Below are 19,115 nucleotides of genomic sequence, written 5' to 3' on the forward strand. Positions count from 1 at the left end.
CCGCCGACCTGCCGGCCGAGGTGCGGCGGGTGACCGGCGCGGTCCTGGGCCAGCTGAGCGACTGGCTCGCCGATCCCGGCTCGGAAGAGACCCAGCTCGCCGTCGTCACCCGCGGCGCCGGGCCGGAGGGAGCCGACCCGGCCGCCGCGGCGGTGTGGGGCCTCGTCTCCTCGGCGCAGGCCGAAAACCCCGGCCGGCTTGTGCTTGTCGACATCGACGCGGCAGCCGGCGACGCGCTCGTCGCCGCGGCGGTCGCCTCCGGCGAACCGCAACTCGCGCTCCGCGACGGCGCCGCCCTGGCGCCGCGACTCGCGCCCGCCGCCACACCCACCGACCAGACACCACAATGGACCGACGAGGGTACGGTGCTCGTCACCGGCGGCACCGGCGGTCTGGGCCGGCTCATCGCCCGCCACCTGGTCAACCGGCACGGCGTGCGCGACCTCATCCTCGCCAGCCGCTCCGGGCCGGATGCGCCAGGCATCGCCGACCTCGTCGCCGAGCTCGGCGAAGCGGGTGCCCGGGTCGCGGCGGTCCGGTGCGACGTGGCCGACCGTGGCGCCCTCGCCGGCCTCATCGCCGCCATCCCGGCCGAACGTCCGCTGACCGGTGTGGTGCACGCCGCCGGTGTGCTCAACGACGGCATGATCACCTCCCTCACCGGCGAGCGCCTGGACAGCGTCTACCGCTCCAAGGTGGACGGTGCCTGGCACCTGCACGAGCTGACCCGCGACCTGCCGGTCACCGCGTTCGTCCTGTTCTCCGCGTTCGCCGGGCTCGCCGGCGGGCCGGGGCAGGCCAACTACGCCGCCGCCAACGCCGCCGTCAACGCGATCGCCCAGCGCCGCCGCGACGAGGGACTGCCCGCGGTCGCGCTCGCCTGGGGCCTCTGGGACGAGCCGGCCGGCATGGGCGGCCGGCTCGGCGAGGCCGGTCGCCGCCGGATGACCCGCGGTGGCCTCGATCCCCTCACCGCCGGCGAAGCTCTGGCCCTGCTCGACACCGCCACCGCCACCGCCACCGGCACCGCGCTGCTCGTACCCGCCGCCGTCAACCCGGCCACCATCCGCGCCGCCGCCGGCCCCGTGCCGTTCCTCTACCGCGGCCTAGTGGGCGGCACCGGGCGGCGCACCGTCCACGGTGGAGCAGAGGTCGCCGGCTCCACCTTCGCCGATCGTCTCGCCCGGATGCCCCGCCCCGAGCAGGAGCGCTTCCTGCTCGATCTGGTACGCGGCCGGGCCGCCGCCGTGCTCGGGTACGCGACCGGCGCCGACCTCGCACCCGAGCGGGCGTTCAACGAGCTCGGCTTCGACTCGATGACCGCGGTCGAGCTGCGCAACCGGCTCACCGAGGCCACCGGACAGCGGCTGCCCACCACCGCCGTCTTCGACTACCCCAACCCGGCCGCGCTTGCCGGCTACCTGCGCGAGAAGCTGGTCGGCGCCCGGCGGGAAGTCGTCGTACACACCGCGGTGGCCGCCGACGAGCCCATCGCGATCGTCGGCATGAGCTGCCGGCTCCCCGGCGGCGTCAGCTCACCCGCCGACCTGTGGCAGATGCTCGTCGCTGGCGCCGACGGCCTCTCCGGCTTCCCGGACGACCGGGGCTGGGACACCTCCCGCCTGCTCGGCGGCAACTCGGCCCAGGGCGGTCTCTCCCAGACCGTGCAGGGCGGCTTCCTGCACGACGCGGTCGAGTTCGACCCGGCCTTCTTCGGCATCAGCCCCCGCGAGGCCCTGGCCATGGACCCGCAGCAGCGGCTGCTGCTGGAAGCCTCGTGGGAGGCGTTCGAGCGGGCCGGGATCGACATCGGCCGGCTCAAGGGCAGCCCCACCGGCGTGTTCGTCGGCGCGGGCGCCACCGACTACACGGCGCTGCTCGCCACCGACCCGAGCAGCTTCGAGGGATACGTGCTGACCGGCAACGTCGCCAGCGTCGTCTCGGGCCGGATCGCGTACACGTTCGGCCTGGAGGGGCCGGCGGTCACCGTGGACACGGCGTGCTCGTCGTCGCTGGTGGCGCTCCACCTGGCGGCGCAGGCGCTGCGTCTGGGCGAGTGTGATCTGGCGCTGGCCGGTGGTGTGACGGTGATGTCGACGCCGGGTGCGTTCGTGGAGTTTTCCCGGCAGGGTGGTCTGGCCTTTGACGGTCGGTGTAAGGCGTTCGCGGCGGGCGCCGATGGGACGGGTTGGGCCGAGGGTGTCGGTGTGCTGGTGGTGGAGCGGCTGTCGGATGCGCGGGCCAAGGGGCATCATGTGTTGGCGGTGCTGCGGGGGAGTGCGGTCAACCAGGACGGTGCCAGCAATGGTTTGACCGCGCCGAATGGTCCGTCGCAGGAGCGGGTGATCCGCCAGGCCCTCGCCAGTGCGCGGCTAGCCCCGTCCGATGTGGACGCTGTCGAGGCCCACGGGACCGGTACGCGGTTGGGTGATCCGATCGAGGCGCAGGCGTTGCTGGCGACGTATGGGCAGGGTCGGGAGCGTCCACTGTGGCTGGGCTCGGTGAAGTCGAACATCGGTCATACACAGGCGGCGGCCGGGGTGGCCGGTGTGATCAAGATGGTGATGGCGATGCGGCACGGTGTCCTGCCGCGCACCCTCCACGTGGACGCGCCGACGCCTGAGGTGGACTGGTCGGCCGGAAGCGTCGAGTTGTTGACCGAGCCGGTGCGGTGGGAGGCGAACGGGCATCCGCGCCGAGCGGGGGTGTCGTCGTTCGGGGTCAGTGGCACGAACGCGCACGTGATCGTCGAGGAGGGCGATGCCCCTTCCGTCGATATCGTGGACGATCCGGCGCCGGTGGTGCCGTGGCTGGTGTCGGGCAAGACCGAGTCGGCGCTGCTGGCTCAGGCTTCGCGGCTGGCGTCGTTCGTTGCCGATGCGGGTGTGCGGCCCGTGGATGTGGCGTACACGTTGGCGACCGGCCGGACCCGCTTCGAACATCGGGCCTTCGCGGTCGGCTCCACAGCGGAGGGCCTGAGGTTTTCCACGGGTGTCACGCCGGGCGCCGGTCGCTTGGCTGTGGTGTTCACCGGTCAGGGTTCGCAGCGGCTCGGTATGGGCCGGCAGCTGCACGGTGTGCTGCCGGCGTTCACCACCAAGTTCGACGAGGTGTGCGCCGCGTTCGACGGTCTGCTGCCGCGCCCGCTGGCGGAGGTGATGTGGTCCGACGCCGACGCGTTGGGCCAAACGTTGTATGCCCAACCGGCCATTTTCGCGGTCGAGGTGGCCCTGTTCGCCCAGTTCGAGGCATGGGGTGTGACCCCGATTTCGTGGCCGGTCATTCGATCGGTCAGATCGCGGCGTCCTATGTGTCCGGTGTCTTCGACCTCGCGGATGCGGCCCGTCTGGTGGCAGCGCGTTCGTCGTTGATGCAGGCGCTGCCGTCCGGCGGAGCGATGCTCGCGGTCCGCGCCACTGAGGCCGAGGTGTTGCCGCATTTGACCGACCTGGTGAGCGTGGCGGCGGTGAACGGGCCCACGTCGGTCGTCGTGGCCGGCGATGCCGCACAGATCGACGCCCTCGAATCCCGTTGGAGGGGTGAGGGTCGGCAGGTTAAGCGGTTGACGGTCTCGCACGCTTTCCACTCGCCGTTGATGGATCCGATGCTGGATGACTTCGCCGCCGCGTTGGCCGGCGTCACGTTCCGGGAGCCGTTGCTGCCGTTCGCGGAGCCGGTGGACACTGCCGACTACTGGGTGCGGCATGTGCGGCAGCCGGTTCGTTTCGCTGACACGGTCTCGTGGCTGGTTGGGCAGGGTGTGGGCACGTTCCTGGAGCTCGGGCCCGAGGGTGTGTTGACCGCGTTGATCCCGGAGTCGAGCCAGGATGCCGTCGCGGTCGCGTCGCTGCGCGGGGATCGGAACGAGGTCGAGGCCGCCGTCACCGCGTTGGCCGGGCTGCACAGTCATGGCGTCGAGGTCGACTGGGAGGCGTTCTTCGGCCCGTGGCAGCCCCGGATCGTCGACGTGCCCACGTACGCGTTCCAGCACTCCCGCTTCTGGATCGACGTGACCCGTCCAGCGGGAGGGCTGGACGTGGTGGACTCGCGGTTCTGGGAGCTGGTCGGCCGGGGTGAGATGGAGCCGCTGGCCCTGGAGCTGGGCGTGCCCGCCGACTCGGAGGCCCTGCGCGAGCTGGTGCCAGCGCTCGTCTCATGGCGTGAGCGGGACACCCGCAAGGCGGTGATCGACGGCTGGCGGTACGAGATCGCCTGGAAGCCCTGGACACCGGCGGCTGCGCCCGCTCGCCTCGAAGGCCGGTGGCTTGTCGCCGGCGACCCGGCAGCGGTCGAGCACCTGGCTGCTGCCGGCGCGGAGGTCGTGCGTGTCGAGGGTGATCTGACCGACCGGGATGCCCTTACCGCACAGCTCGGCCCCTGTACGGGTGTGGTGTACGCCGGTAGTGACCCGCGTGCGGTGTTAGTGCTGGCTCAGGCGCTTGGTGAGGCCGGTGTAGACGCTCCACTGTGGCTTCTCACGAGTGGGGCGGTGTGGACTGACGACTCCGATCGGGACGTGGACGCTGAAGCTGCGCAAGTGTGGGGTCTTGGCCGGGTCATCGGGCTGGAGGCGGCGGGCCGGTGGGGTGGCCTGATCGACGTCCGGGACGCCGCCTGGGATCGGGTGGTCGACATCCTGGCTGGTGCGGGTGTCGAGGACCAATTCGCCGTCCGGCCGACAGGTGTCTTCGTACGTCGGCTGCGGCACGCCGCGCCTACCCCGACCGCCGTGGAGGAGCTGACCGTCGACGGCACGGTGGTCGTCACCGGTGGCACCGGTGCCCTCGGCGGTCACGTGGCCCGCTGGCTGGCCGGACGCGGCGCCGAGCGGCTGGTGCTGACCAGCCGCCGTGGCCCGGACAGTCCCGGTGTTGCCGAGCTGCGTGAGGAACTGCTCGCCAGTGGCGTCGGCCGGGTCGACGTGGTCGCCTGCGACGTGTCCGACCGCGACGCTCTGGCCGCGCTGCTGGCGGACATCCAAGACCTGACCGGTGTGGTGCACGCCGCCGGAGCGAGTGACCTGACCCCGCTGGCCGATTGTGGGCTGGAGGAGTTCGACGCCGTCCTGGCCGCGAAGGTCGACGGCGCCCGTCATCTGGACGAGCTGCTCGCTGACCGGCCGCTGAAGCTGTTCGTGTTGTTCTCGTCGATCGCCGCGATCTGGGGCAGCGGCGGTCAGGGCGCCTACGCGGCCGCGAACGCCTACCTAGACGCCCTCGCCGCTAACCGGGCCGCCCGCGGCCTCGCGGCGACGTCGGTGGCCTGGGGTGCGTGGGCCGGTGACGGGATGGCGGCCGGTGAGACAACCGACTACCTGCGCAAGCGTGGCGTGGTGCCGCTGGACCCGGCCACCGCGATCGCCGGGCTGCAAGCCAGTGTCGAGGCCGGCTACACCACCACGGTGCTGGCCGGGATGGACTGGGAGCCGTTCGTCGCCGGGTTCACCGCCGCCCGCCCCCGTCCCCTGCTCGACGACCTGCCCGAGGTCCAAGCCGCCCAAACACAGCCGGACGCGGGTGGCGCGTCGAAGCTGGCCGGACGGTTGGCAGGGCTCGACACCGTCGCCCAGAACGCCCTCGTCTTGCAGTTGGTGCGTGAGCAAGTGGCTCGAGTGCTCGGGCACGCCGGACCCGACGCCGTCGACCCGGCGGTGGCGTTCAACGACATGGGCTTCGACTCGTTGACCGCGGTCGAACTGCGCAACCTGCTGACCGAGACCACCGGCCTACGCCTGCCGGCCACCCTCGTCTTCGACTATCCAAACGCGGCGGTGCTGGCCGAGTACGTGCTCGGGCAGCTGTCAGGTGCCCGTGCTGAGGTGGTGGTGCATGCCGCGGCAGTGGTGGATGAGCCGATCGCGATCGTCGGGATGAGCTGCCGGCTACCTGGTGGTATCGATTCACCGGAGGAGTTCTGGTCGCTGCTGGCCGACGGCGACGTCGCGGTGACCGATTTCCCTGATGATCGTGGTTGGGACCTGACGCGGCTGTTCCATGACAACCCCGACCAGCCCGGCACCTCCTACGTGCGGCAGGGCGGATTTGTCTCGGCGGCCCAGTTCGACCCCGGCTTCTTCGGGATTAGCCCGCGCGAGGCGATGGGGATGGATCCGCAGCAGCGGCTGCTGCTCGAAGCGTGCTGGGAGGCGGTGGAGCAGGCTGGCCTCGACCCAGCTGGACTGCGTGGTAGCCGTACCGGTGTGTTCGTGGGCGCCGCTTCCACCGACTACACGGCGCTGCTCGCCGGTGGGGATCCGGCGGCCCTGGAAGGGTATGTGCTGACTGGGAATGTCGGCAGTGTGATTTCTGGTCGGGTGTCGTACACGTTCGGGCTTGAGGGTCCGGCGGTGACGGTGGATACGGCGTGTTCGTCGTCGTTGGTGGCGTTGCATTTGGCGGCGCAGGCGTTGCGGCAGGGTGAGTGCACGCTGGCGCTGGCCGGTGGTGTGGCAGTGATGTCGACACCGGCGACGTTTGTGGAGTTCTCCCGGCAGCGTGGCCTCGCACCGGACGGGTTGTGTAAGTCGTTCGCGGCTGGTGCTGATGGCACAGCGTGGGCTGAGGGTGTCGGTGTGCTGGTGGTGGAACGGCTGTCGGACGCTCGCCGTAACGGCCACAACATTCTCGCGATCGTGCGAGGTAGCGCGGTCAACCAAGATGGTGCCAGCAACGGTTTGACCGCGCCGAACGGACCAGCACAGGAGAAAGTGATCCGGCAGGCGCTGGCCAGTGCCGACCTCACCACTGGTGACGTGGACGTGGTGGAGGCCCACGGCACCGGGACCGTGCTGGGTGACCCGATCGAGGCCCAGGCGTTGCTGGCCACCTACGGGCAAGGCCGGGAACGTCCACTGTGGCTCGGCTCGGTGAAGTCCAACCTCGGTCACACGCAGGCGGCAGCTGGAGTTACCGGGATCATCAAGACAGTTCTGGCGATGCGGCACGGGATGCTGCCCCGTACGTTGCACGTGGACGCCCCGACCGGTCAGGTCGACTGGACCGACGGCGCGATCGAACTGCTCACCGAACCCGTCGAGTGGACTCCCAACGGCCGGCCCCGCCGAGCGGGCATCTCCGCCTTCGGCGTGAGCGGCACCAACGCCCACGTCATCCTGGAAGAAGGCGACACCCCCGAACCCCCACCAGCCGAAGATGTAGCACCGGTGGTGCCGTGGCTGGTGTCGGCGAAAACCGAGGAGTCGTTGCGGGGCCAGGTCCTTCGTCTGGCTGACTTCGCCGCTGGGTCTGGTGTGCGGCCGGTGGACGTGGCTTATACGCTCGCGACGGCCCGAGCCCGGTTCGCGCATCGGACGTACGCGGTCGGCTCCACTATGGAAGGTTTGAGGTTTTCGACCGGCGTGACAGCGAACCGGTCGGGTCGGCTGGCTGTGGTGTTTACCGGTCAGGGTTCGCAGCGCCTGGGTATGGGCCGACAGCTGCACGGTGTGTTGCCGGTGTTCACGGCGAAGTTCGACGAGGTGTGCGCCGCGTTCGACGGTCTGCTGCCGCGCCCGCTGGCGGAGGTGATGTGGTCCGACGCTGACGCGTTGGGTCAGACCCTGTATGCGCAGCCGGCGATCTTTGCGGTCGAGGTGGCGTTGTTTGCCCAGTTCGAAGCGTGGGGTGTCAGCCCCGACTTCGTGGCCGGTCACTCGATCGGCCAGATCGCGGCATCCTATGTGTCCGGTGTGTTTTCGTTGGAGGATGCGGCGCGGTTGGTGGCAGCCCGTTCGTCGCTGATGCAGGCACTACCTGCTGGCGGAGCGATGCTCGCGGTGCGCGCCACCGAGGCCGAGGTCCTGCCGCACCTGACCGACCTGGTGAGCGTGGCGGCGGTAAACGGGCCCACGTCGGTCGTCGTGGCCGGTGATGCCGCGCAGGTCGAGGCTCTGGAGTCCCGCTGGAAGGGCGAGGGCCGCAAGGTCAAGCGGCTGACGGTTTCGCATGCGTTCCATTCGCCGTTGATGGATCCGATGCTGGATGACTTCGCTACGGCTTTGGCCGGCGTCACGTTCCGGGAGCCGTTGCTGCCGTTCGCGGAGCCTGTCGAGACCGCCGGCTACTGGGTGCGGCATGTGCGGCAGCCGGTTCGTTTCGCTGACACGATCTCGTGGCTGGCTGGGCAGGGGGTCGGCACGTTCCTAGAACTCGGGCCCGAGGGTGTGTTGACCGCGCTGATCCCCGAGTCGAGCCAGGACGCCGTCGCAGTCGCGTCGCTGCGCGGGGATCGGGACGAAGTCGAGGCCACCGTCACCGCGCTGGCCGGGCTACACAGCCATGGCGTCGAGGTCGACTGGGAGGCGTTCTTCAGCCCGTGGCAGCCCCGGATCGTCGACGTCCCCACGTACGCGTTCCAGCACTCCCGCTTCTGGATAGACGTGACCCGCCCAGCGGGTGGCCCGGATGTAGTGGGGTCGCGGTTCTGGGAGCTGGTCGGCGGCGGTGCGGAGGCGTTGGGCCGGGAGTTGGGAGTTCCGGCTGACTCGGAGGCGTTGCGGGAGCTGTTGCCGGCGTTGGCGTCGTGGCGTGAGCGTGATGCCCGTAAGGCGGTGATCGACGGCTGGCGGTATGAGGTCGCCTGGAAGCCGTGGACTGCGGGGACGGCGTCGGGCGCTCTGACAGGTAGGTGGCTTGTCGCCGGCGACCCGGCCGCGGTCGAGCACCTGGCTGCTGCCGGTGCGGAGGTCGTGCGTGTCGAGGGTGATCTGACCGATCGGGATGCCCTTACCGCGCAGCTCGGCCCGTGCGCCGGTGTGGTGTATGCCGGTGGTGATGCCCGGTCGGTGCTCGTCCTGGCCCAAGCACTCGGCGAGGCCGGTGTGGACGCTCCACTGTGGCTGATCACCAGCGGGGCGGTGTGGACCGACGACACCGAAGCTGATGTGAATCCTGATGCTGCGCAGGTGTGGGGTCTTGGCCGGGTCGTGGGCTTGGAGGCAGCGGGCCGGTGGGGTGGCCTGATCGACCTGCACGACAACACGGGCTGGGATCGGGTGGTCGGCATCCTGGCCGGGGAGAGTGCGGAGGACCAGTTCGCCGTCCGCCCGGCAGGAGTGTTCGTGCGCAGGCTGCGGCACGCCACGCCGACGCCGGCAGCGCCGCAGGAGCTGACCGTCGACGGCACGGTGGTCGTGACCGGCGGCACCGGCGCCCTCGGCGCTCACGTGGCCCGCTGGCTGGCTGGGCGTGGTGTCGAGCGGCTGGTGCTGACCAGCCGCCGCGGCCTGAACAGTCCGGGTGCGGCCGAGCTGTGTGAGGAGCTACGAAACGCCGGCGTCCCGCAGATCGACGTGGTCGCCTGCGACGTCGCCGACCGTGACGCCCTGGCCGCGTTGCTGGCGGATATCCAGGACCTGACCGGTGTGGTGCACGCGGCCGGCGCGGGTCAGTTGACCCCGTTGGCCGATTGCGGGTTGGACGAGTTCGACGCCGTGCTGGCGGCGAAGGTCGGCGGTGCCCGAAACCTGGACGAGCTGCTGAGTGACCGGCCGCTGCGACTGTTCGTGTTGTTCTCGTCGATCGCCGCGATCTGGGGCAGCGGCGGTCAGGGCGCGTATGCGGCCGCGAACGCCTACCTGGACGCCCTTGCCGCTAACCGGGCCGCCCGCGGCCTGGCCGCGACGTCGGTGGCGTGGGGTGCGTGGGCTGGTGACGGGATGGCGGCCGGTGAGACCACCGACTACCTGCGTAAGCGTGGCGTGGTGCCGCTGGACCCGGCCACCGCGATCGCCGGGTTGCAAGCCAGTGTGGAGGCCGGCTACACCACGACAGTGCTGGCCGGTATGGACTGGGAGCCGTTCGTCGCCGGGTTCACCGCGGCCCGCCCCCGTCCCCTGCTGGACGAGCTGCCCGAGGTCCAAGCCGCCCAGACACATCCGGATGCCGGTGGCGAGTCACGACTGGCTACCCAACTGGCCGGTCTGGACAACGCCGGCCAGCAGGCACACATCCTGGAGCTGGTACGCGACCAGGTCGCCCGAGTGCTCGGACACGCCGGACCCGACGCCGTCGACCCGACGGTCGCGTTCAACGACATGGGCTTCGACTCACTGACTGCGGTCGAACTGCGCAACCTGCTCACCGAAACCACCGGCCTACGCCTGCCGGCCACCCTCGTCTTCGACTACCCCGACGCGACAGCGCTGGCCGGATACGTACGGACGAAGCTCGTACCGGACGAGGGCAGCGCGACCGACCCGATCATCGCGGACGTCGACAAGCTGGAGTCCGCGCTGCTCGCCGCGAGCGTCGACGACGCGGACCGGTCCAGGATCACGATCCGGCTCCAGACGCTGATGGCCAAGTGGAGCGAGGCGCAGGCGTCCGACAACGCGGCCGTGGCGGACCGCATCACCGCTGCCTCGGCAGACGAAATCTTCGACTTCATCGACAGAGAACTCGGTCGCGCCTGATGCGAGTGTCTCCAAGCGTTGCGGCTGAGGAAGGGCTGACCCGGAAATGACGCGCGAAGAAAAGCTCATGGACTACCTCAAGTGGGTAACCGCCGACCTGCACCAGACACGGCAACGGTTGCTCGAGGTGGAGTCGGGCAAGCAGGAGCCCATCGCGATCGTCGGGATGAGCTGCCGGCTGCCGGGTGAGGTGTACTCGCCCGAGGACCTGTGGGACGTCGTCGCGTCGGACCGGGACGTGATCGGGGAGTTTCCGTCCGACCGCGGCTGGGACATCGACCGCATCTACCACCCCGACCCGGACCACCCCGGCACCTCGTACGCCCGCGAGGGTGGCTTCGTCAGCAGCGCGTCCCGCTTCGACCCGGCCTTCTTCGGGATCAGCCCGCGTGAGGCGCTCGCGATGGATCCGCAGCAGCGGCTGCTGCTGGAGACGTCGTGGGAGGCGCTCGAGCGAGCCGGCGTACCCGTCACCGGGCTGAAGGGGAGCCAGACCGGCGTCTTCGTCGGGGCGAGCGGCACCGACTACTCAGCTTTCCTGGCCGCCAACCCCAGCGACGCCGAGGGTTTCATCTCGACCGGCAACGCCGGCAGCGTGGTCTCCGGCCGCCTGGCGTACGTCTTCGGCCTCGAAGGGCCGGCCGTCACAGTGGACACCGCCTGCTCGTCGTCGCTCGTCGCGCTCCACCTGGCCTGCCAGGCGTTGCGCCAGGAGGAGTGCACGCTGGCCCTCGCGGCCGGTGTCGCCGTGATGTCCACGCCGGGCGCGTTCGTCGAGTTCAGCCGGCAGCGGGGCCTTGCCGCCAACGGGCGCTGCAAGTCGTTCGCCGCCGCCGCCGACGGCACGGGCTGGGGCGAGGGCGCCGGTGTCCTCGTGGTGGAGCGGCTCGCCGACGCCCGCAGAAACGGCCACCGGATCCTCGCCGTCGTACGGGGGAGCGCGGTCAACCAGGACGGTGCCAGCAATGGTCTCACCGCCCCAACGGCCCCTCGCAGGAACGGGTGATCCGCCAGGCCCTCGCCAGCGCGAAGCTCACCACCGCCGACGTCGACGTCGTCGAGGCGCACGGCACCGGCACCACGCTCGGCGACCCGATCGAGGCGCAGGCGCTGCTCGCGACGTACGGCCAGGGGCGCGACACCCGACCGCCGCTGTGGCTCGGCTCGGTGAAGTCGAACATGGGCCACACCCAGGCCGCCGCCGGCATGGCGGGCATCATCAAGATGGTCATGGCGATGCGGCACGGCCTGCTGCCTCGCACTCTCCACGTGGACGAGCCCACACCGCACGTCGACTGGTCGGCCGGTGCCGTACGGCTGCTCACCGAACCGGTGGAGTGGAAGCCGAACGGCAGCCCTCGGCGGGCGGGCGTCTCCTCCTTCGGGTCAGCGGCACCAACGCCCACGTCATCATCGAGGAGCCGGGCGAGTTCACCCCGGAGCCCACCGCCGAGACCCTCCCGCCACTGCCAGCGCAGCCGGCCACCGTCGTCCCGTGGCTCGTCTCCGGGCGCAGCGCGGCGGCAGTGCGCGCCCAGGCGACCCGGCTCGCCAACCACGCCGCCGCCACCGGCGCCCGGCCCGTGGACACCGGGTTTTCCCTCGCCACCGACCGCGTGCACTTCATGCACCGCGCGGCCATCGTCGCCGAGGACCGCGCCGAGTTCGTCCAGCGGCTTGAAGCCTTGGCACGAGGCGATGCCGCCCCCGGCCTCGTGACCGGCACGACCGGTGCCGCCGGGCGGCTGGCGGTGGTGTTCACCGGTCAGGGCTCGCAGCGGCTGGGCATGGGCCGCGACCTGCACGGCGTGCTCCCCGCGTTCACCGCGAAGTTCGACGAGGTGTGTGCCGCCTTCGACGGCCTGCTGCCGCGCCCGCTGGCCGAGGTGATGTGGTCCGACGGTGCGGCGCTGGGCCGGACCCAGTATGCCCAGCCGGCCATTTTCGCGGTCGAGGTGGCGTTGTTCGCCCAGTTCGAGGCGTGGGGTGTGAGCCCCGACTTCGTGGCCGGCCACTCGATCGGCCAGATCGCGGCGGCGCACGTCTCGGGTGTGTTCACTGTGGACGATGCCGCTCGCCTGGTGGCGGCGCGGGCCTCGCTGATGCAGGCACTGCCGGCCGGCGGGGCGATGCTCGCCGTACGGGCCACCGAGGACGAGGTTCTGCCGCACCTGACCGACCTGGTGAGCGTCGCCGCCGTCAACGGGCCATCCTCGGTCGTCGTCGCCGGCGACAGCGGCCAGATCGACGCGCTGGAGCAGACGTGGCGCGGTGAAGGCCGGAAGGTCAAGCGGCTCACCGTCTCGCACGCGTTTCACTCGCCGCTGATGGACCCGATGCTGGACGACTTCGCCGCCGCCCTCGTCGGCATCACGTTCGAGCAGCCGTCACGACCGTTTCATGAGCCCGTGCAGACGGCCGACTACTGGGTCGGTCACGTACGCCGGCCGGTCCGTTTCGCCGACACCATTGCCTGGCTCGCCGAGCAGGGTGTGGGTACGTTCCTGGAGGTGGGCCCGGATGGCGTGCTGAGCGCGCTGATCCCCGAGTGCCTGCCCGACGGCAGCCCCGCGACGGTCGCCAGCCTCCGCGGCGACCAGCCGGAGCTCGGCGCCGCCCTCACCGCGGTCGCCCGGCTGCACTGCCACGGCGTCGAGGTCGACTGGCCGGCCGTGCACGCACCCTGGCAGCCCGAGTCGACCGACCTGCCCACTTACGCGTTCCAGCACGACCGCTACTGGCTCGACGCCCCGGCCGTGCTCGGCGACGTCGCCTCCGTGGGGCTCGCCGCCGCCGGGCACCCGCTGCTCGGCGCCGCGATCGGCCTGGCCGACGGTGACGGTGCGGTGCTCACGGGCAGGATCTCCTTGCGTACGCACCCGTGGCTGGCCGGCCGGACCGTCGCCGGCCACATCCTGCTCCCCGGCGCCGCGTTCGTGGAGCTGGCGGTCCGGGCCGGTGACGAGGTCGGCGCGGACGTGCTGGAGGAGCTGACCCTGCACACGCCGCTGATCCTGCCGGACCGCGGCGGCGTACAGGTGCAGATCACCGTCACCGGCACCGACACGCCAGGCCGGTACAACGTCACCGTCTACTCCCGCGCCGAAGACGGGACACCGGACTGGATCCGGCACGTCACCGGCGTACTGGCCGTCGAAACCGAGACGTGGGTCAGCGAGACGCGGCACGAGCTCGCCGAGTGGCCGCCCGGCGGCGCCGAAGCCGTGCCGGTCGAGGCGGGAGAGGGCGAAGAGGCGCCGTCGGTGTGGCGGCGCGGCGACGACATCTTCGTCGAGGCCGCGCTCCCAGCCGAGCGGCGCGGCGAGGCCGGCGGGTACGGCCTGCACCCCGCGCTCCTCGAAGCCGTGCTCTCCACTGTGGACGAGGGTGACGCCGTCGCGCACGAGTGGACCGGCGCTCGGCTGCACGCGACCGGTGCCGCTGCGGTGCGCGCCAAGCTCTCGCCCGTACCCGATGGCGGATTTGCGATCCTCGTCGCCGACGACAGCGGTGACCCGGTCGCCACGGTCGAACGGCTCGCGCTCCGCCCCCTCGCCGCCGATCAGCTCGACGCCGCGCGGGGTGGCACGGTCGATTCCCTGTTCCAGGTCGACTGGACTCTCGTCAATACGGCAGACGAGCCGTACGACGGCTGGATCGCCATCGGTGAGCCTTTCGACGGCGTGCCCGGGTACCCGACGCTGGAGGCCGCGACCACCGGCCACGACGGCGTGCCGGCGGCGATCGTGTGGCGGCTGCCCGCGCCCGACCCGGAGGCCGCGACGCCCGACGCCGTGCGGGCAGCCACAGGAGCGGCGCTCGACCTGATCCAGGCCTGGCTTGCCGACACCACCTGGGCGACCACCCCGCTCGTCGCCGTCACCGCCGGTGCGGTCAGCGTGGACGGCGAGCCGGTCACCGACCTCGCCGGATCGGCGGTGTGGGGGCTGCTGCGCTCCGCGCAGTCCGAACACCCCGGCCGGCTGGTCCTCGCCGACCTCGACGGCTCGCCGGAGGCCCACGCGGCGCTGCCCGGCGCGATCGCCTCCGGCGAACCGCAGCTCGCGATCCGCGGCACCGGCGTACGGGCGCCCCGGCTGGCCAGGGCGGTCACCCCGGCCGCCGCACCGGCCCACGCGTGGGACAGCGACGGCACGGTCCTCGTCACCGGCGCCACCGGCGGGCTGGGCGGGCCCCTCGCCCGCCACCTGGTCGGCACGTACGGCGTGCGGCACCTGCTGCTCGCCAGCCGCTCGGGTGCGGACGCCGCCGGCGCCACCGCGCTCCGCGACGAGCTGGTGGGCCTCGGCGCCGACGTTCGGTTCGCCGCCGTCGACGTGGCGGACCGCGCCGCGCTCGCCGCGCTCGTCGACAGCATTCCCGCCGCACACCCGCTCACCGCCGTCATCCACGCCGCGGGTGTGGTCGACGACGGCGTCGTGGAGTCGCTGACCCGGGAGCGGCTCGACGCCGTACTCCGCCCCAAGGCCGACGGCGCATGGCACCTGCACGAGCTGACCGCGGCGATGCCGCTCGCCGCCTTCGTCTGCTTCTCCTCCTCGGCGGGCACGTTCGGCGGGCCCGGCCAGGCCAACTACGCCGCCGCGAACGCGTTCCTCGACGGCCTCGCACAGCACCGCCGCGCCCAGGGACTGCCCGCGCTCACGCTCGCCTGGGGCATGTGGGCCGCGACGACCGGCATGACGAAGGGACTCGGCCAGGCCGACCTCAACCGGGCCGCCCGCGCCGGCGGGGCGCTCCCGCTCGACGAGGGCTTGCGGCTCCTGGACATCTCGCTCACCCTGGGCTGCCCTGCCGTCGTACCCATCCGGCTCGACCTCGCCGGCATCCGCTCCCAGGCCGGCACCGGCCCGGTCGCGCCGCTGCTGCGCGGCCTCGTCCGCACCCCCGCGCGCCGCGCGGTCCAGAGCGGCGTCGCCTCCGGTGGCTCGCCGCTGGCCCAGCGCCTCGCCGGTCTCACCCGCGAAAAGCAAGATCAAATTCTTCTTGATTTGGTACGGGCACAGACTGCCACGGTCCTCGGACACACCTCCCCCGACGCCGTCGAACCAGGCCTGGCCTTCAGCGAGATGGGTTTCGACTCGCTCACCGCCGTCGAACTCCGTAACGGCCTCAGCGCCGTCACCGGACTGCCGCTGCCTGCCACCCTCATCTTCGACTACCCCAACCCGGTCGCACTCGCCACGCACCTCGGCACCCGGGTCGCCGGCGCCGCACCCGCCGCGGCGGTGCGGATCCCGACCACCATCGACGCCGGCGAGCCCATCGCCATCGTCGGGATGAGCTGCCGTTTCCCGGGCGGCGTCAGCACACCCGAGGAGCTGTGGCGGATGCTCGCCGGCGGCGTCGACGGGATGTCCGGCTTCCCGTCGGACCGCGGCTGGGACCTCGCCTCGCTCTTCGACGACTCGTCGCAGACCGGCCGCAGCGCGACGGCCGACGGTGGCTTCCTGACCGACGTGAGCGGCTTCGATCCGGCGTTCTTCGGGATCAGTCCGCGTGAGGCGACGGCGATGGATCCGCAGCAGCGGCTGTTGCTGGAGGCGTCGTGGGAGGCGTTCGAGCGCTCCGGAGTGGATCCGGCTGGGTTGCGGGGCAGCCAGACCGGTGTGTTCGTCGGCACCAACGGGCAGGACTACGGTGCGCTGCTGGCGGGAGCGCCCGCGGGCACCGAGGGCTACCTGATGACCGGCGCGTCGAGCAGTGTCATGTCGGGCCGGGTGTCGTACGTCTTCGGCCTCGAAGGGCCTGCGGTCACTGTGGACACCGCGTGCTCGTCGTCGCTGGTGGCGCTCCACCTGGCGGCTCAGGCGCTGCGGCAGGGCGAGTGCGATCTGGCGCTGGCCGGCGGTGTGACGGTGATGTCGACGCCGGCCGCGTTTGTGGAGTTTTCCCGGCAAGGTGGTCTGGCATTTGACGGGCGGTGCAAGGCGTTCGCGGCGGGCGCCGACGGTACGGGTTGGGGTGAGGGCGTCGGCATGCTGCTCGTGGAGCGGCTGTCGGACGCGCGGCGCAACGGTCACCAGGTCCTCGCGACACTGCGGGGTAGTGCGGTCAACCAGGACGGTGCCAGTAACGGCCTGACCGCGCCGAATGGTCCGTCGCAGGAGCGGGTGATCCGCCAGGCTCTCGCCAGTGCGCGGCTGTCACCGTCTGACGTGGACGCGGTCGAGGCTCACGGTACGGGTACTCGGTTGGGTGACCCGATCGAGGCGCAGGCGTTGTTGGCCACGTATGGGCAGGGTCGGGAGCGTCCACTGTGGCTTGGATCGGTGAAGTCGAACATCGGTCACACCCAGGCGGCCGCTGGTGTGGCCGGGATCATCAAGATGGTGATGGCGATGCGGCACGGGACGTTGCCGCGCACATTGCACGTGGATGCGCCGACGCCCGAGGTGGACTGGACGGCCGGAAACGTCGAGCTGTTGACCGAGCCGGTGCGATGGAGCCCGAACGGGCATCCGCGCCGGGCCGGTGTTTCGTCGTTCGGAGTGAGCGGCACCAACGCCCACGTGATCCTGGAAGAGGGCGACGCCCCCGAACTCCTACCGGTCGAGGATGTGGCACCGGTCGTGCCGTGGCTGGTGTCGGCCAAGACCGAGGAGTCGTTGCGGGGTCAGGTTCTTCGTCTGGCTGACGTCGCGACCGGGCCTGGCGTACGGCCGGTGGACGTGGCGTACACGCTGGCAACCGCTCGGGCCCGGTTCGCGCACCGGTCGTACGCGGTCGGTTCCACAGTGGAAGACCTGCGGTTCTCGACCGGCGTGACAGCGAACCGGCCGGGTCGCCTGGCTGTGGTGTTTACCGGTCAGGGTTCGCAGCGCCTGGGTATGGGCCGGCAGTTGCACGGTGTGCTGCCGGTGTTCACGGCGAAGTTTGACGAGGTGTGCGCCGCGTTCGACGGTCTGCTGCCACGTTCGTTGGCGGAGGTGATGTGGTCCGATGCCGATGCGTTGGGCCAGACCCTGTATGCCCAGCCGGCGATCTTCGCGGTCGAGGTGGCGTTGTTCGCCCAGTTCGAGGCGTGGGGTGTGAGCCCGGACTTCGTGGCCGGTCACTCGATCGGTCAGATCGCGGCGTCCTATGTGTCCGGTGTCTTCGACTTGGCGGACGCGGCCCGTCTGGTAGCGGCGCGTTCGACGTTGATGCAGGCACTGCCGTCCGGTGGGGCAATGCTCGCGGTGCGCGCCACCGAGGCAGAGGTGTCGCCGCACCTGACCGACCTGGTCAGTGTCGCGGCGGTCAACGGGCCGTCGTCGGTGGTCGTCGCGGGTGACGGTGGCCAGGTCGACGCTCTCGAGGCCCTCTTCCGCGCCGAAGGCCGGCAGGTCAAGCGGTTGACGGTCTCGCACGCGTTCCACTCGCCGCTGATGGACCCGATGCTGGACGACTTCGCCGCCGCCCTGGCCGATGTGACGTTCCGGTGGCCGTTGCTGCCGACTCTCGATCCCATCGCGACCGCCGACTACTGGGTGCGGCACGTGCGGCAGCCGGTTCGTTTCGCCGAAACGGTGCGGTGGCTGGCCGAGCACGGCGTTGGCACCTTCCTGGAGCTCGGCCCGGACAGCGTACTGACCGCGCTGATCCCCGAGTGTTTTCCCGAGGACGGCCCGGTCGCGGTCGCGTCGCTGCGCGCCGACCGGGACGAGGTCGAGGCCGCCGTCACCGCACTGGCCGGGCTGCACAGCCACGGCGTCGACGTCGACTGGGACGCCTTCTTCAGCCCGTGGCAGCCCCGGATCGTCGACGTCCCCACGTACGCGTTCCAGCACTCCCGCTACTGGGTCGACCCGATCGCCGGCGCACCCGCCGACGTCGCCGCCGCCGGTCTCAGCGCCGCCCGCCACCCGCTGCTCGGCGCGGCGGTCAGCCTCGCCGACGGCGACGGTGTGGTGCTGACCGGCCGCCTCTCGCTGTCGACGCACCCGTGGCTGGGCGACCACGTGGTCGGCGGCGGAGTCTGGCTGCCCGGTACGGCGTTCGTGGAGATGGCGATCCGGGCCGGTGACGAGGTCGGCGCCGACGTACTGGAAGAGCTGACTCTGCAAGCCCCGCTCGTGCTGGCCGAACGCGGCGCGATCCAGGTGCAGGTGACCGTGGGTGCCGCCGACGACCAGGGCCACCGGAGCGTCGGCGTCCACTCGCGGCCCGAGGGCGGCGACGGCGAGTGGACCTGCCACGCGACCGGCCTGCTCGCCAACACGGCGGCCGAGGCGCGCCTGCCCGACCTGACCGCATGGCCGCCCGCCGGCGCCGAGCCCGTGTCGCTCGACGGCTGGTACGAAGCCCTCGCCGACCTCGGCCTGCGCTACGGTCCCTGGTTCCGGGGACTGCGCGGGCTGTGGCGGGCCGGCGACGACGTGTACGTCGAGGTGTCGCTACCAGACGGACAGGCCGACGAAGCCGCCCGGTTCGGGCTGCACCCGGCTCTGCTCGACGCGGCCCTGCACGGCATCGCGGCCGGCGGCTGGGAGGGATCCGGCCTGTCCGGCGTGCCGTTCGAGTGGAACGGTGTACGGCTCCACGCCTCGGGCGCCGGTGTGCTGCGGGCGCGGCTGTCCCGCCTGCCGGCCGGCGGCCTGGGACTGCTGGTCGCGGACGGCTCCGGTGCGCCGGTGGCGTCGGTCGACTCGCTCGTGCTGCGGCAGGTCACCGCGACGGCCGCCACGGCCGGCTCCGACTC

1 protein-coding gene and 3 pseudogenes are annotated in these 19,115 nt (G+C 71.5%); all 4 read left to right on the forward strand.

Features of this window, described 5'->3' with window-relative positions; all coding sequences use genetic code 11:
* Positions 1-41 precede the first annotated feature (41 nt).
* Positions 42-10,147: pseudogene (locus Pflav_RS47840) on the forward strand (type I polyketide synthase); the annotation flags it as partial.
* A 310-nt stretch (positions 10,148-10,457) separates the two neighbouring features.
* A complete protein-coding gene (locus Pflav_RS44795; protein ID WP_173033796.1) occupies positions 10,458-11,417 on the forward strand; it encodes a beta-ketoacyl synthase N-terminal-like domain-containing protein in 960 nt (319 codons plus the stop codon).
* Positions 11,414-11,623 (forward strand): annotated as a pseudogene (locus Pflav_RS44800) (hypothetical protein); the annotation flags it as partial. The gene Pflav_RS44795 and the pseudogene Pflav_RS44800, both read left to right, overlap by 4 nt.
* A gap of 350 nt (positions 11,624-11,973) precedes the next feature.
* Positions 11,974-19,086 (forward strand): annotated as a pseudogene (locus Pflav_RS44805) (SDR family NAD(P)-dependent oxidoreductase); the annotation flags it as partial.
* Positions 19,087-19,115: the final 29 nt, after the last annotated feature.

Source organism: Phytohabitans flavus (assembly GCF_011764545.1).
GTDB lineage: Bacteria > Actinomycetota > Actinomycetes > Mycobacteriales > Micromonosporaceae > Phytohabitans > Phytohabitans flavus.